This window comes from Streptomyces sp. NPDC048349 (assembly GCF_040651925.1).
Classification (GTDB): domain Bacteria; phylum Actinomycetota; class Actinomycetes; order Streptomycetales; family Streptomycetaceae; genus Streptomyces.
Map to the genome: position 1 here is coordinate 212,420 of NZ_JBEZLA010000004.1, position 13,242 is coordinate 225,661.

Annotated in this window: 14 protein-coding genes; 7 read left to right on the forward strand and 7 right to left on the reverse strand. The window is 73.3% G+C overall.

Features of this window, described 5'->3' with window-relative positions; translation table 11 throughout:
• Positions 1-153: 153 nt before the first annotated feature.
• Positions 154-1,143, forward strand: coding sequence for an XdhC family protein (locus AB0D44_RS04910; RefSeq protein ID WP_362584387.1), 990 nt, complete (start codon positions 154-156; stop codon positions 1,141-1,143).
• Positions 1,144-1,176: 33 nt separating this feature from the next.
• Here AB0D44_RS04910 and AB0D44_RS04915 read toward each other — a convergent pair whose 3' ends face one another.
• Positions 1,177-1,500: a plasmid stabilization protein gene (locus AB0D44_RS04915; protein WP_362584390.1), complete on the reverse strand. Its 324-nt coding sequence runs from the start codon at positions 1,498-1,500 to the stop codon at positions 1,177-1,179.
• A 114-nt stretch (positions 1,501-1,614) separates the two neighbouring features.
• On the opposite strand from AB0D44_RS04915, the gene AB0D44_RS04920 reads away from it, so the two are divergent.
• Positions 1,615-2,010: a DUF6479 family protein gene (locus tag AB0D44_RS04920; protein ID WP_362584393.1), complete on the forward strand. Its 396-nt coding sequence runs from the start codon at positions 1,615-1,617 to the stop codon at positions 2,008-2,010.
• 45 nt (positions 2,011-2,055) lie between these two features.
• On the opposite strand, the gene AB0D44_RS04925 is transcribed toward AB0D44_RS04920, so the two are convergent.
• Together AB0D44_RS04925 and ligD are read right to left on the reverse strand one after the other, a co-directional pair.
• Complete coding sequence (locus AB0D44_RS04925) at positions 2,056-2,949, reverse strand: ATP-dependent DNA ligase (RefSeq protein WP_362584396.1); 894 nt, start codon at positions 2,947-2,949, stop codon at positions 2,056-2,058.
• On the reverse strand, positions 2,946-3,851 hold the full coding sequence (gene ligD / locus AB0D44_RS04930; RefSeq protein WP_362584398.1) for a non-homologous end-joining DNA ligase: 906 nt from the start codon (positions 3,849-3,851) through the stop codon (positions 2,946-2,948). The genes AB0D44_RS04925 and ligD overlap by 4 nt, the downstream gene beginning before the upstream one ends.
• 31 nt (positions 3,852-3,882) lie before the next feature.
• Here ligD and AB0D44_RS04935 point away from each other — a divergent pair, with 31 nt between their 5' ends.
• Entirely contained in the window at positions 3,883-5,052 is a 1,170-nt protein-coding gene (locus AB0D44_RS04935; protein ID WP_362584401.1) for a Ku protein, read from the forward strand.
• A 768-nt stretch (positions 5,053-5,820) separates the two neighbouring features.
• Here the strand turns inward: AB0D44_RS04935 and AB0D44_RS04940 are convergent.
• A complete protein-coding gene (locus AB0D44_RS04940; protein ID WP_362584404.1) occupies positions 5,821-6,636 on the reverse strand; it encodes a nuclease-related domain-containing protein in 816 nt (271 codons plus the stop codon).
• A gap of 266 nt (positions 6,637-6,902) precedes the next feature.
• On the opposite strand from AB0D44_RS04940, the gene AB0D44_RS04945 reads away from it, so the two are divergent.
• From AB0D44_RS04945 to AB0D44_RS04955, 3 genes are all read left to right on the forward strand, one after another.
• Positions 6,903-7,535 carry a hypothetical protein gene (locus AB0D44_RS04945; protein WP_362584407.1) on the forward strand — a complete coding sequence of 211 codons (633 nt, stop codon included), beginning with the start codon at positions 6,903-6,905 and terminating at the stop codon, positions 7,533-7,535.
• 98 nt (positions 7,536-7,633) lie between these two features.
• On the forward strand, positions 7,634-8,473 hold the full coding sequence (locus AB0D44_RS04950) for a hypothetical protein (RefSeq protein ID WP_362584410.1): 840 nt from the start codon (positions 7,634-7,636) through the stop codon (positions 8,471-8,473).
• The gene (locus AB0D44_RS04955) at positions 8,470-9,726 is read left to right on the forward strand and encodes a HAMP domain-containing sensor histidine kinase (RefSeq protein WP_362584413.1); all 1,257 of its coding nucleotides are present in this window, start codon (positions 8,470-8,472) and stop codon (positions 9,724-9,726) included. Before AB0D44_RS04950 ends, AB0D44_RS04955 begins: the two co-directional genes overlap by 4 nt.
• Before the next feature lie 125 nt (positions 9,727-9,851).
• Here the strand turns inward: AB0D44_RS04955 and AB0D44_RS04960 are convergent, their stop codons facing one another.
• The 3 genes from AB0D44_RS04960 to AB0D44_RS04970 all read right to left on the reverse strand — a co-directional run bounded on the left by AB0D44_RS04960 (position 9,852) and on the right by AB0D44_RS04970 (position 11,858).
• A complete protein-coding gene (locus AB0D44_RS04960; protein WP_362584416.1) occupies positions 9,852-10,121 on the reverse strand; it encodes a hypothetical protein in 270 nt (89 codons plus the stop codon).
• Between the two features lie 10 nt (positions 10,122-10,131).
• Positions 10,132-10,845 (reverse strand): helix-turn-helix domain-containing protein, encoded by a 714-nt coding sequence (locus tag AB0D44_RS04965; RefSeq protein WP_362584419.1) that lies wholly within the window; start codon positions 10,843-10,845, stop codon positions 10,132-10,134.
• A gap of 83 nt (positions 10,846-10,928) precedes the next feature.
• Positions 10,929-11,858, reverse strand: a complete 930-nt coding sequence (locus AB0D44_RS04970; RefSeq protein WP_362584422.1) for a diiron oxygenase — start codon at positions 11,856-11,858, stop codon at positions 10,929-10,931.
• A gap of 188 nt (positions 11,859-12,046) precedes the next feature.
• On the opposite strand from AB0D44_RS04970, the gene AB0D44_RS04975 reads away from it, so the two are divergent.
• Positions 12,047-13,153: a ferritin-like domain-containing protein gene (locus AB0D44_RS04975; protein WP_362584425.1), complete on the forward strand. Its 1,107-nt coding sequence runs from the start codon at positions 12,047-12,049 to the stop codon at positions 13,151-13,153.
• Positions 13,154-13,242: the final 89 nt, after the last annotated feature.

Below are 13,242 nucleotides of genomic sequence, written 5' to 3' on the forward strand. Positions count from 1 at the left end.
CCGGTGGTCTGTACGAGGGGGGTGGGGGTGGGTCTGTGGGTTTGGGGGGTGGGGTGGGGTGGGGAGCGTGCGTAGGGTGGGTTGTGAGGCCGCATAGTGCCGTTGACCTGGTGCTTTGCGGGAAGCAGCGGGTATCAGGATGGGGCGGCACCGATGCGTGAGTTGGTGGAGACGGCGCGGCAGTGGGTGGCCGAGGGGCGGGCCGGGTATCTGGCGCGGCCCGTGACCGAGCAGGGGTTCGGGCCGCGGGATCCGGCCGGGGCCGTGCTCGTCGATGCGTCGCGGGGGGAGTGTGTCGGCGCGCTGTACCGGGGGGTCTTCGATGCCGAGCTCGTCGCCGAGGCCGGAGCCATGGGGGCTCGGGACACCGCGCGGGTGTGCGAGGTGTCCGTGCGCGGGGCCGAGGCCGTGGAGGCGGAGCTGACCTGTGGCGGGCAGGCCGAGGTGCTGCTGCAGCCGCTCGGCGCGATCCCGGCCGAGTGGTGGGAGCTGCTCGGTGCGGGAGTCGGGGTGGCGTTGGTGACCCGGCTGAACGAGGCCGCTGATCAGGCCGTCAGTGAAGTCGTACGGGCTACCGACGTGCCGCGAGACGACGCCGGGCGGCGGGCCGGGGAGCTGCTGGACACGCGCCGGCCCGGGCGGGACGCGCTGTACGGGCAGTCGGGGCTGGTGCTGGTCGAGGCGTGCCCGTCGGCTCCGTACGTGGTGATCGGCGGGGGCGGGGAGCTGGCCGGGATCATCCAGCGGCAGGCGCTGCTGCTGGGCTGGGAGGCCGTGCTGGTCGACGGTGCGGAGGAGGCCGGGAAGGTGATCCGGGCGCGGCGGGACGGCGCGTGCGTGGTCATGCTCAGCCACGACGAGGAGTTCGACGTGCCGACGCTGCGCCTGGCGCTGGAGCTCGGGGTTCCGTACGTCGGTGCGCTGGGCTCGCGCCGGACGACGGCTCGGCGGCGGGAAGGGCTGATCGCGGCCGGGGTGGGCGAGGCCCAACTGGCCCGGGTGCACGGGCCGATCGGCTTGGACCTCGGCGCCCGGACCCCGGCGGAGACCGCGCTGGCGATCTGCGCCGAGATCCTGGGCGTCCTCGGCGCGCGCAAGGCCGCCGGCGCCCTCCGGGACACCGACGGACCCATCAACTCCTAGCCGGCCGGGGTCAGTCGCCCTGGCCGGTCGTGTTCAGTCGCCCAGTGCGCGTTTGAGTTCGGCCTTGTTCATGTCCGAACGCCCGTGGATGTTGCGGCGCCGGGCCTCCGCGTACAGCTGGTCGTACGTGGGGCCCTGCGCGCCGGAGTGGGAGTGCAGGCCCCCGCGGCGCGACGAGGACATGTCCTGCAGTGACTCCTTGCTGGCGGTCTTGGACTCGCCGGCCCGGGCGCGTTCCTTGTTGACCGTCCGGGCGGCGATCTCCTCGGCCTTCTCCTTCGACTCGCCGCGCTGCTCCAGGCCCTCCTTGATGTGCTCGTACTGGCGTTCGCGCTTGGGGGACGATCCGCGGGGCATGGCCGGCCTCCTTCTCGCTTCCGGTTCGGGTGCCTCTGGCTCGTACCCCGGATGGCGCAAGGTATCCCGGGCAGAACAGCGCATATCGCTCCGAAGTGCGGGAAAATGGGTCCCATGGACACGATCCTGAGCGTGGACTCGACCTTGACCGACATCGCATGGTTCCTGGTGGTCGGGATCATCGTCGCCGGCTTCCTGCTCGCCGGCTTCAAGCTGGGTCAGCGGGTCCGGGCGAAGGAGCCGCCGCCGCCCAGTCCCGAGAGCCAGCCCCACCTGCCGAACGGCGGAGCCGTGCACGAGGTCCGCGAGGAGCGGGAGCACGTGGAGATCCCCGAGGGCGGTCTGCGGCCGCACGAGATGCAGGGCTACGGGAACTTCGGCTCCACCACCTCCAGCCACCCGGAGGACGTCCGCAAGGCCCGCGAGTCCGGTCACCAGCAGGTTGAGGGTCCTGGTCCGCATCCCCAGCCCGGGGCTCCCCCGGACGCGGGGCGCGGCGCCCACAGCTGACGCCTCCCCCGACCCCCTCCCTCTGACCTGCGCCTTCCGCGCGGGTCAGAGGTCTGTCCGCAGCCTCAGCACCTCCGGCGGCGGGTGCCGGGCCGAGGTGTGCCGGACCTCGGCCGTCAGGGGCGGGTCGAGCGGGCGGAAGAGCACCTCGCCGAGCCCGATCGCCGTGACGGTCCCCGTCGCGGCCGCGGTCGGAGCCGATGCACGCCCCGCCACCGCCTGCGCCACCTCCGCGCGCAGGGCCGCCGTCAGCGGGCTCGACACCAGCGGGGTCTCGTCGCCGACCGGCAGGACGAGCACCAGGGCCAGCGGGCGGCGCGGGGTGCCGGTGTAGCCGACCACCGCCGCGTCGCGCACGTCCGTGTGCCGCAGCTTCTGCCAGCCGCGCCGCCCGGCCGGGTAGGTCTGGTCCAGCCGTTTGACGACCAGGCCCTCGATGCCGCTGGCGGGGAGGGTCTCGTACCAGGTGGCCGCCAGTTCCGGGTCGGTGGTCATCGGTACCGGCTGCAGCGGCGGCCCGAGCGGCAGCAGCAGGTCCACGAGGAGGGCCCGGCGGTGTTCGTACGCGCGCCCGCGCAGGTCCGTCCCGGCCAGTTCCAGCACGTCGAAGGCGGCGTACGAGGCCGGCAGCGTCTGCGCCAGTACGCCGGCCCGCGCGGCCGTGGCCGCCGCCCGGCGCTGTACCAGCGCGAACTCCGTCCGGCCCTCGTGCCAGACCACCACCTCGCCGTCGAGGACCGTACCGGCCGGCAACTGCCGTGCGGCCACCTCCAGATCGGGAAAGGCGCTGGTCACGATCCGGCCGGAACGCGCCTGGAGGACGACGCGGCTCTCCGAGCGCACGACGACCAGGCGGTGGCCGTCGAACTTCGGCTCGTACGCCAGGCCCGCCCCGCGCGGCAGGGTCCGCACGGAGGTGGCCAGCGCGACGCGGATCATGGCCTGTGCCCTCGCGTCCGGGGCAGTCGGCCGGCCCGGTCGAGGTCGCTCAGGGGGCCGAAGAGGTCCCCGTCGCGCTCCAGCCTCGGTGGGACGTCGTCGGCGAGGAAGACCAGGTCGGAGGGGCGCCGACAGGCCTCGACCTCCTCCCAGGACACCGGCGCGGACACGGTCGGCCGGGCCCGCGCGCGCAACGTGTAGGGGGCGGCGGTGGTCTTGGCGGCAGCGTTCTGGCTGTGGTCGACGAAGACCTTGCCCGGGCGCAGCGCCTTGGCCATGCGGTGGACGATCAGGTCGGGGAGCTCGCGCTCGGCCTCCTGGGCGAGCAGCTTCGCGTACGCGGAGACCTGCTCGGAGGGGGTCGGCTCGAGGGGTACGGCCAGGTGCAGGCCCTTGGAGCCGGAGGTCTTGGCGTACGCGTGCAGGCCGTCGGCGGCGAGCCGGTCGCGCAGCCACAGCGCGGCGGCGCAGCACTCGACGACGGAGGCCGGCGCGCCGGGGTCGAGGTCGAGGACCATCCGGTCGGCGACGGCGGGGCGGCCGGCGGTCCACTGGGGGGTGTGGAACTCGACGACGAGGTTGGCGGACCACATGAGGGTGGCCATGTCGGCGACGACCACCTGTGCGGCGGAGAGGTCCTCGGAGCGGGGCACGGGGGTGGTCTTCACCCAGTCGGGCGTGCCGGGCGGCGGGTTCTTGGTGAAGAAGAGCTGGCCGTCCGGGCCGTCGGGGTAGCGCAGGAAGGACACCGGGCGGTCGTGGATGTGGGCGAGGAGGGGGCCCGCGACGAGGGCGTAGTAGTGCAGCACCTCGCCCTTGGTGAAGCCGGTCTCGGGGTAGAGCACCTTGTCGAGATTGCTGAGCGCGATGCGACGGCCCTCCACCAATGTGATCGGCGTCATACGATGAGATTGCCACGAATCAGGAGGAACCGTGCGATCCATTTGGAACGGGGCGATCTCCTTCGGCCTGGTCAGCATTCCGATCAAGCTCGTGAACGCCACCGAGAGCCACTCGATCTCCTTCCGTCAGATCCACCTCGACGACGGCGGGCGGATCCGCTACCGCAAGGTGTGCGAGCTGGACGGCGAGGAGGTGCCGAGCGCCGAGATCGGGAAGGGGTACGAGGAGGCGGACGGGTCGATCATCCCGATCACGGACGAGGACCTGGCGCAGCTGCCGATCGCGACCGCCCGGACGATCGAGATCATGTCGTTCGTGCCGGCGGACGAGATCGACCCGCTCCAAATGGACGCGGCGTACTACCTCGCGGCGAACGGGGCGACGGCGGCGAAGCCCTACACCCTCCTGCGGGAGGCGCTGAAGCGGAGCCGGAAGGTCGCGATCGCCAAGTACGCGCTGCGGGGGCGGGAGCGGCTGGGCATGCTGCGGGTCGTGGACGACGTGATCGCGATGCACGGGCTGTTGTGGCCGGACGAGATCCGGGTGCCGGAGGGGGTGGCGCCGGAGGCGGACGTCACGGTACGGGACGCCGAACTCGACCTGGCGGACGCGCTGATGGCGACGTTGGGCGAGGTCGAGCTGTCCTCGCTGCACGACGACTACCAGGAGGCCGTGGAGGCGATGATCGCGGCGAAGTCGGGCGGGGCGTTCGAACCGTCCGAGGCCGTGGTGGAGCCGGCCGGGGGTCAGGTGATCGACCTGATGGCGGCGCTGGAGAAGAGCGTGAAGGCGGCGAAGGCTTCGCGGGGCGAGGCGGGGGCGGCGGGGGCGGCGGGCGAGGCCGCGACGCAGACCGAGGCCGAGACCGAGACCGAGACCGAGGCCGATGTGACGCCGATTCGGGGGCGGCGGAAGCCGGCTGCGACGGCGACTGCGACGGCGACCGCGCCGAAAGCGGTGGGCGGGAAGAAGTCGACGGCTGCGTCGGCGAAGAAGACCGGGTCGGGTGCGGCGAAGAAGACCGCGGCGGCCAAGTCCACGTCCAAGGCGACGACGAAGTCGACGGCCAAGACGGCGTCCAAGACGGCGGCAAAGTCGACGGCGAAGACGGCCAAGTCGACCTCGGCGGCGGCCAAGAAGACGACCGCCACCGCGAAGAAGACGACGAAGGCGACGGCATCCCGGAAACGGACGGCCTGAGCGGGGCGGTGGCGGTCGGCGCGGCGGCGGAGGGCCGGGGCGGCGGAGCGGCGGAGCCCCGGGCGGAGCGGTGGGGGAGCAGCGGCGGCTCGGCGGCGGAGCGGTGGCGGTCGGCGCGGCGGCGCGCCGGCGGAACGGCGGCGGAGCGGCGGCGCCCCGGCGGCGCGGCGGTAGCGGCGGGGCGGAGCAGCGGCGCCCCGGCGGAGCAGCGGCGCCCCGGCGGCGCGGCGGAGCGGTGGCGGAGCAGCGGCGGAGCGGTGGCGCCCCAGCGGCGCGGCGGCGGAGCGGTAGCGGCGGGGCGGAGCGGCGGCGGAGCGGTGGCGAAGCGGTAGCGCCGCCCCGGCGGAGGCAGCGGGCGGCGTCGGGGGCGCCCCCGGCCGGTCGACGGTCAGGGGCGGTCAAGCGGGACTGACTGCCCGGGCAGTCCCTGCGGGCCGGTGGGCGGCGTCGGTGGTGGCCGCGGGGAAGCCGCGCCGCGACGGCACCCGGAAGGCGGCCACGGCGGCGGGGTGTCGGCGGCCCGCGGCGGGGGCCCTCCGGGGTGGAGGGTCACGGCGCTGCCTGGGCCTCGGAGTTCAGGTCATTGCACACGTCGGCCCGTGCGGCGGAGGGCTCTGGGCGCTGCAACACGCCTTCCAGGACGCCCCGTCCCCGTCCTCCGGCGCGGGCGGGCGGCGAGCGCCGCGGTGTCCGCCGCCGTCGGCGGTTCCGCACCGGTCGTCCCGGACCTCGGCCACACCCGTGCGGTCTGGTCGGCGGTGATCGCGGTCAGGCGGGTCTGTCCGTGCGGCCCAGCCAGGTTCTCGTGTCGCGGGCCAGGGTGAACAGGGCTTCGATGTCCGGGGGTTTGAGGGCCGTAGGGGAAGAGGCGAGCTCTGCGGTGGCAGTGGGGGGCTGGAGGACGCGGACGTCGCGGAGGGTGGGGGCCACCTCGACGCGGGAGGCGTCGACCACGGCGAGGGCCGCAGTGGCCTGGGTCGCCAGGGCCCGGGTGGCGCGGGCTGCCGCGCGGCGGATCCAGCGGGGGTCCGGGCGGGGTTGCGAACGGCCGACCGTGAGCAGGAGGTCGCCGGCCACCGCGCGCTGGCGGCGGCCCGGGACCGTTCGGACGCAGAAGACCCCGGGCGGGCCGATCAGCAGGTGGTCGATGCCGCCCAGCCCGGGGAGCGGTACGCAGTGCAGGATCCGCCAGCCGTCCGCCCCCAGGGCGTCGAGCGCGTCGCCCATGCGCTGCTGGGCCAGCAGATCCTGGCGCAGCCGGTGCCGTGCCCGGGTTCCCGCCGGGCCGTGTTCCAGTTCGCCCAGCAGGGTCTCGCCGGGGCGGTTCGGGGCCAGGTCCGCGTCCGGCGGGAGGGCGAGGCCGCGCAGGTCGGCCGCCGTGGGGACGGGAGGCGGCCCGATCGCGACCGTTCCCCTCAGGTAGGGCCGCAACACCTCGATCACCGCCTCGCGGTGGGCGTCCTCGAGGACGCTGATCCGGTTCGCCTGCCGGTCGTACCAGGCAACCGCGTGCCCGTCGGGCCGATGGACGTACAACCGCCCACGGGCGGCCCGGCCACCCGGCATCACCCTGAGTCCCTTCATGAGCCCTCACCCCCGCCGTCCATGGGAGCAGCCGGGGCGCCGCACGGCAATCCCCCCGCCGTGTAACGACTCTGACGTGACCCTGCGACGTCCCTGTTACAAGAACGGGGCGCTGCCGCAACGGCCGGCGCCTAGGTTTGTCCCACTAGGAGCAGCACCCCACAGCACCCCACAGCACTCCCCAGCACCCACGCGCACTCCACCAGCACCCGCCAGCACCCGCCAGCACCCGCCAGCACCGCACCCCCGGCACCGAAAGGCCTCCCGTGAGCACCGTCAGCCGCCGCACTCTCGTTCGCGCCGCCGCCCTGACCGCCTGCGCCGGAAGTCTGCTGGCCCTGCCCACCGCCGCCGCCCTCGCCGAGGGGGTGCCCGCGGCCTCGTCGGCGCACTCCGCGACGCCGCAGGCGACTCTGGTCAAGAGCCTCACCCTCGCGGACGGAACCTCCACCGCGAACGTCTACCGCACCGCCGGGGGCGCGTACCGGGCCGACATCCTGACCGCCGGGGGCCACAGGGCCACCACGCTGACGAGCCGTGAGGGCATCACCGGCTTCGGCGGCGCCGGGGACCTGCACGCGGCGCTGGAGTCCGACGGGCGGCTGACGTCCTGGGTGGGCAGTGACGCTCCCGCGCAGGGCCGGGCCCACGGCGTGGCGGGCGACGGGTACAAGACCGGCACCCGCACCGGGCAGGTCGTCCCGGCCTCGGCGCCCGAGCCCGCGGGCGGCGAGAGCCGGTACGTCGCCACCGGCCCGGCCGAGTCGCTGCGCCTGGACACACTGGCCGACGGACCGGGCGAGGGCGTGTTCCTGCTCGCCGCGGGCGGCGGCATCGCGGCCGTCGGCGCCGCCGGACTGGGCTTCGCGATGCTGCGGCGCGGGCGGACCGAGAGCTGACCCGCCGGAAAAGCGGAAAGCGAAAAGGGCAAACCTCCGCATAGGGTTGACGCGACCCGACGGTCGAACTGCTGCGGACATGGAGGACGCTGGGGTCTGTGAAAACGTTTCCCTTCCGCTCGGCCGCCGCCTCCGTCCCGCAGGCGCTCGCCCTGGCCGGCCTGCTCGCCGTGCTGCCGTTGGTGGCGGGCTGCGGCGACGCCGGAGGGCTGGTCGCGGCCGGCTCGACACCGACCGCGAGCGGGCCCGTACACCTGTGGCCCGACCGCCGGGGTGCCGTCGTACCCCCGGCCGATCCGGGCGGCGCCCCGCCCGAGTACGTCAAGGGAATCCCGCCCGTCCAGGACCAGGACGTGCACGCCGTGGACCCGGTGGCCCTCGTACAGGCGGAGCTGCGGGCCCATCCGAAGACGGGGGCCGGCCCGGACGGGATGCCCGCCGCGACGGCCGCCGCGATCAGGAACTGCGGCAAGGAGGGGGCGCAGCCGCAGGAGTGCCCGGTGCTGGCGCCGTACTACCGGGACCTCACGGGCAACGGGAAGGACGAGCTGATCGTCGGCATCGAGTACCCGGACAAGATGATGTCGGTACGGGTGTACACGGCGGACGACGACGGGCGCCTCAACCGGATCATGGCGACGACCCAGACCGTGATCAACGTGGACCTGGCCGGGCGGGACGTGATCCTGCGGGTGCCCAGCGGCAACAACGGCTACGAGTTGATCACCGCCTGGTCCTGGGACGAGAAGCAGCTGACGATGCTGCCGACGCGGGAGCAGATCGTACGGGTGCCGGGCAGTCCGCAGGGACCGGCGAGTCCCGGCCCCGGCGCGGGCCGCGGCACGGGCCCCGGCACCGGGCCCGGGTCCGGTACGGGCCCCGGCACCGGCCCCCGGTCCAAGGCGACGGGCGCGCCCGAGAGACCGGGCACGCCGTGAGACCCCGGTTGCCGGCCTGGACCGCCACGCTGACCTGGAAGTCCGCGTGTTTCATCGTGGTGATGTGCTGTGCGCTGGCGGCCGCGCTCGGTGCGCTGGTCCATGTGGAGGTGACCCGCCAGACCGTGGCCACGGCGCGCGAGAAGGCGCTCGGCAAGCTGCACGACGCGTCGCGCGCGTACGAGGCGGGCGAGGCCCTGCCGCCCGATTCGGCCCTGGATCCGGTGGCGCTGCCGCCGCGGCTGCGGGCGCTGGCGCTCAGCGGGCAGCGCGGGACGATCGTGGGCGACTACCGGGGGCGTCCGACGATGTGGGCGGCGGCTCCGGCGGACGGGCGGGCGCTGGCCACGGCCATCGACTACGAGCAGAGCGCGCGCACGATCAGCGGGCTGGACAACGCGATCATCGGGTCGTCGGTCCTGGCGATCGGCGGAACGCTGCTGGTCGGCGCGTTCGCCGTGACCCGGGTGACGCGGCGGCTGCACCAGACGGCGACGGTGGCGCGCCGGATCACGCAGGGGGACCTGGACGCACGGGTGGGCGACCCGCGGACGAAGGACCCCTCGCGCCACCAGGACGAGGTGGCGACGGTGGCCGCGGCGCTGGACACGATGGCGGGGAGCCTGCAGGCGAAGCTGGAGAGCGAGCGGCGGTTCACGGCGGACGTGGCGCACGAGCTGCGCACGCCGTTGACCGGGTTGCAGGCGGCGTCGGAGCTGCTGCCGGAGGGGCGGCCGACGGAGCTGGTACGGGAGCGGGTACGGACGATGCGGCAGCTGACGGAGGATCTGCTGGAGATCTCGCGGCTGGACTCGGGCAGCGAGGTGGTGGAGACGGATCTGCACCAGCTGGGTCGGCTGGCCGGCCGGGTGGTGCGGGCGTCCGGGACGCGGACGGAGGTCGTCGTCGTGCGCGACGCGCACGTGGAGACGGACCGGCGGCGGCTGGAGCGGGTGCTGGGCAATCTGGTGGCCAACGCGCACAAGCACGGGCGGGCGCCGGTGGTGCTGACGGTGGACGGGCCGGAGGTGACCGTACGGGACCACGGCGACGGCTTCCCCGACTACCTGCTGGCGCACGGCCCTCAGCGGTTCCGCAGCGGGGGCAAGGGGCACGGGCTGGGGCTGACGATCGCGGTCGGTCAGGCCGAGGCGATCGGTGCGCGGCTGGAGTTCCGGCCGGCGGAGGGGGGCGGAGCCCTGGCGGTCCTGACCTTGCCGGCCCCGGCACCGCCCCCTCCGACGGAGCCCTGATCCCCTCCCCCGGCGCCGTGCCGCCTGCGCGGCCGGGGTCGCCCTCCGGGGACGCGCGGGTGAGGGGCGGCCGGCCCCTCCCGCGGAGAGCCGTCGCCACGGGAGGCGGCAGGAGCGGTACAGGCCTACGCGCGGGGTGTCTTCGTCCAGGGCCAGCGGGGCTTTGGCTTGTGGCCCGAGGGGCGGAAGGTGTACTTCCAGCCCTTCTGGAGGCCCAGGCGCTTGGAGTAGCCCGACGGGACCCGTTCGTACAGGAGCACCGTCGGCGGGCCACCGTCCGGCGCCGGGACGGGGATCTCGTACCACTTCGGGGGATGGCCGGTCGGGCCGAGGAGGATCGGGAGGACCCGGCCGTCCATCGGGCCGCCCTCGAAGGGGGTCGGTTCGCTTCTCACCCCACCAGTGTCACAGGAGGTGCGCGGCCTCGGAGACCACCGGGATCACCCGGCGGGCCAGCACCCCGACCGGGCCGTCCGCCGACTCCAGGGCGAGGGCGGCCCGGGCGGCGGAGGCCGTTTCCGGGTCCGTGGCGGCGGTGGCCGTGAGCAGCGCGATGAACTGGTCCACCAGCCAGTCGCGGAGGGCGCCGACCTCGGGCTGCTTGCCCTCGTCGATCCAGATGAGGGAGGCCGCCTCGACCGCCGTGATCCACGTCCGGACCATCATGCGCAGGCGCGGGCCGGGCGCCGGGACCCCCAGGTGGAGGAGGATCTGTGCTGCGGCGGAGCGGCGGATGCCGTCGACCGTGGCCGTCGTACGGGAGGTCTCCACGACGCTGCCGCCCTGGAGGAGGGCCGCGAAGCCGGTGTCGTGTTCGTCGACGAAGGCCAGGTAGCGGTCGAGGGCCCGGCTGAGGCGTTGGGTCAGCGGGCCCTGCTGCGGTTCGGCGAAGCACAGTTCGAGGAGGTCGGCGGCCGAGCGCAGGGCGGCTTCGTACAGCTGCTGCTTGCCGCCCGGGAAGTAGCGGTAGACGAGCGGGCGCGAGACCCCGGCGGCCTCGGCGACGTCGTCGAGCGAGACCTCCTCCGGCGCCCGGTGCGCGAACAGCGACAGGGCGGCGTCGAGGAGTTGGGCTCGCCGCTCCTCGACGCTCAGCCTGCGGTAGGCGCGTACGGTCATGCACGCAGAGTAGACGACACCCCCGGAGGGCCGGGGCCGGAGAGGTTTTTGCCGCCGTCCGGGCGGGGCGGGGCTGCGCAGCCCTACGCGAGGAGGCCCGAGCTCTTCCACAGCCGGCGGCCGACCCCGCGCATCACGCCGATGTCGTCGAGGAAGTCGGTGAGCCGCTTGGCGCCGGTCTGCATGACCTCACGGCGGTGCCCGCTCGCCTTGACCTGGGCGACGGCTTCGCGGCGGTCGAGTCCGATGTTCTCGTAGACGGCCGGGTTCACGAAGGCCAGGGAGAAGACGCGGGCGGCCTCGCCGCAGCTGATGCGGGTGAGTTCCTGCTCCCAGCGCGGGGCCGTCAGCATCTGGCGGCGCAGTTCCTCGCGGGCGTACCGGACGTGCCGGGCCTCCTCGATGACGTGGATCCGGGTGACCCCGCGGACCAGCGGCTGGACGCGCTCGTCCGGGAAGGTCAGGCGCTGCATCCAGTCGAGGATCTCCTCGCCGAGGAGGGTGCAGGCGAAGGAGCCGGGGGTGGTGGAGACCGTCTTGAGGATGCGCGCGAGGTTGTGGTTGACGCGGGAGACCGGGTAGGCGGGGGCGCCGGCCTTCTGGATCATGCGGGCGAACATCATCGAGTGGCGGCACTCGTCCGCGATCTCGGTGAGCGCGTAGCGCACGTGGTTGCTGGTCAGGGACTTGTCGTAGATGTGCCGGACCAGGAGCTGCATGAGGATGATCTCGAACCAGATGCCGAGCGAGCCCAGTGCCGCCGCCTCGTGGCGGGAGAGGTCGATGCGCTGCTCCTCCCCCATCTTCTTCCAGATCGGGGTGTCGTAGAGGGAGAGCAGCTCCGGCGGCCAGTAGTACTTGCCCTCGATGACCGGGGCGTCCCAGTCGAGTTCCTTGTCGGGGTCGAAGGAGTGCTTGGCGGAGGATTCGAGCAGCCGTTCGGCGATCTGCTCGCGGTCCTTGAGCAGGCCGAGGGCGTCCCTCAGCGCGGCTCGATCGGTCACGGTCGTCATGGCTTCGGACACCTCGTCATCGAGTTACCGGCGGTCACTGATTGGGTCACTGGTTATGAGACTGCTTGTCAGCAAGGTCGTCAATCCCTCGCGCACGACTTGTTGACCGCGCGTCTACCAGCGTGTGACGCTGCCAACTGTCCAGTCCTGTACGGCAGTACGCGGATACGTGAGACAAGGGGGCGTCAGTGTCGACGCACGAGCTCTACACCAAGGACCCGGGCGAGGGCGTCTGGCAGGTCCCCTCCTCCGGCTCGGCCCGCTTCAGCTGGGAGTACGACGAGGGCCGCGAACGCCTCCTCGCCCTCTACCAGAAGGGCAAGGACAAACAGTGGGACGGCGCCAAGCGCATCGACTGGGACATCGAGGTGGACCCGTACGACCCGCTGGGCACCCCGGACGAGGTGCTGACCCTGTACGGGACGCGGCACTGGGCCAAGCTCACCGAGCAGGACAAGGGCGAGCTGCGCCGGCACTACGCCTCCTGGCAGTTCAGCCAGTTCCTGCACGGCGAGCAGGGCGCGATGGTGTGCGCGGCGCGCATCGTGGAGTCGGTGCCGGACCTGGACGCGAAGTTCTACTCCGCCACCCAGACCATGGACGAGGCCCGGCACGCGGAGATCTTCGGGCGCTTCCTGCACGAGAAGGTCGGGATGCTGTACCCGATCAACAACAGCCTCCAGGAGCTGCTGGGCGACACCCTGCGCGACTCCCGCTGGGACATGCCGTACCTGGGCATGCAGGTGCTCATCGAGGGACTGGCGCTGGCCGCGTTCGGGATGATCCGCGACACGACCGACAAGCCGCTGCCCAAGCAGATCCTGGCGTACGTGATGCAGGACGAGGCCCGCCACGTGGCCTTCGGGCGGATGGCGCTGCGCGACTACTACAAGCAGTTGACGGACGCCGAGCTGCGCGAGCGCGAGGAGTTCGTGATCGAGGGCTGCTACCTGATGCGGGACCGGCTGCGCGGGGTGGAGGTGCTGGAGAACTTCGGCATCCCGAAGAAGGAGGCCGAGCAGTTCAGTGAGCAGTCGGAGTTCCTGGCCCTGTTCCGCAGGCTGCTGTTCAGCCGGATCGTGCCGTGCGTGAAGGACATCGGGCTGTGGGGCGAGCGGCTGCAGAAGGCGTACCTGGAGATGGGCGTCTTCGAGATGGGCGACTCGAACCTCGACCTGCTGATGCGCCAGGACGAGGACATCGCCGAGGCCCTCGACCGCGAGCGGTTCGCGGCCGAGGAGTCCCAGCGTGTGGCGGAGGTCCGCGCGACGATCTCCGAGGGGGCCGAGGCCTAGGGGGTGTCTGACGGAGGTCCGCGGCGTCGCGGTGCCCGGCACGCACTCTCGCCGCACCGGCCGAAAGCCCAAGTACGTCCAGTACGGGG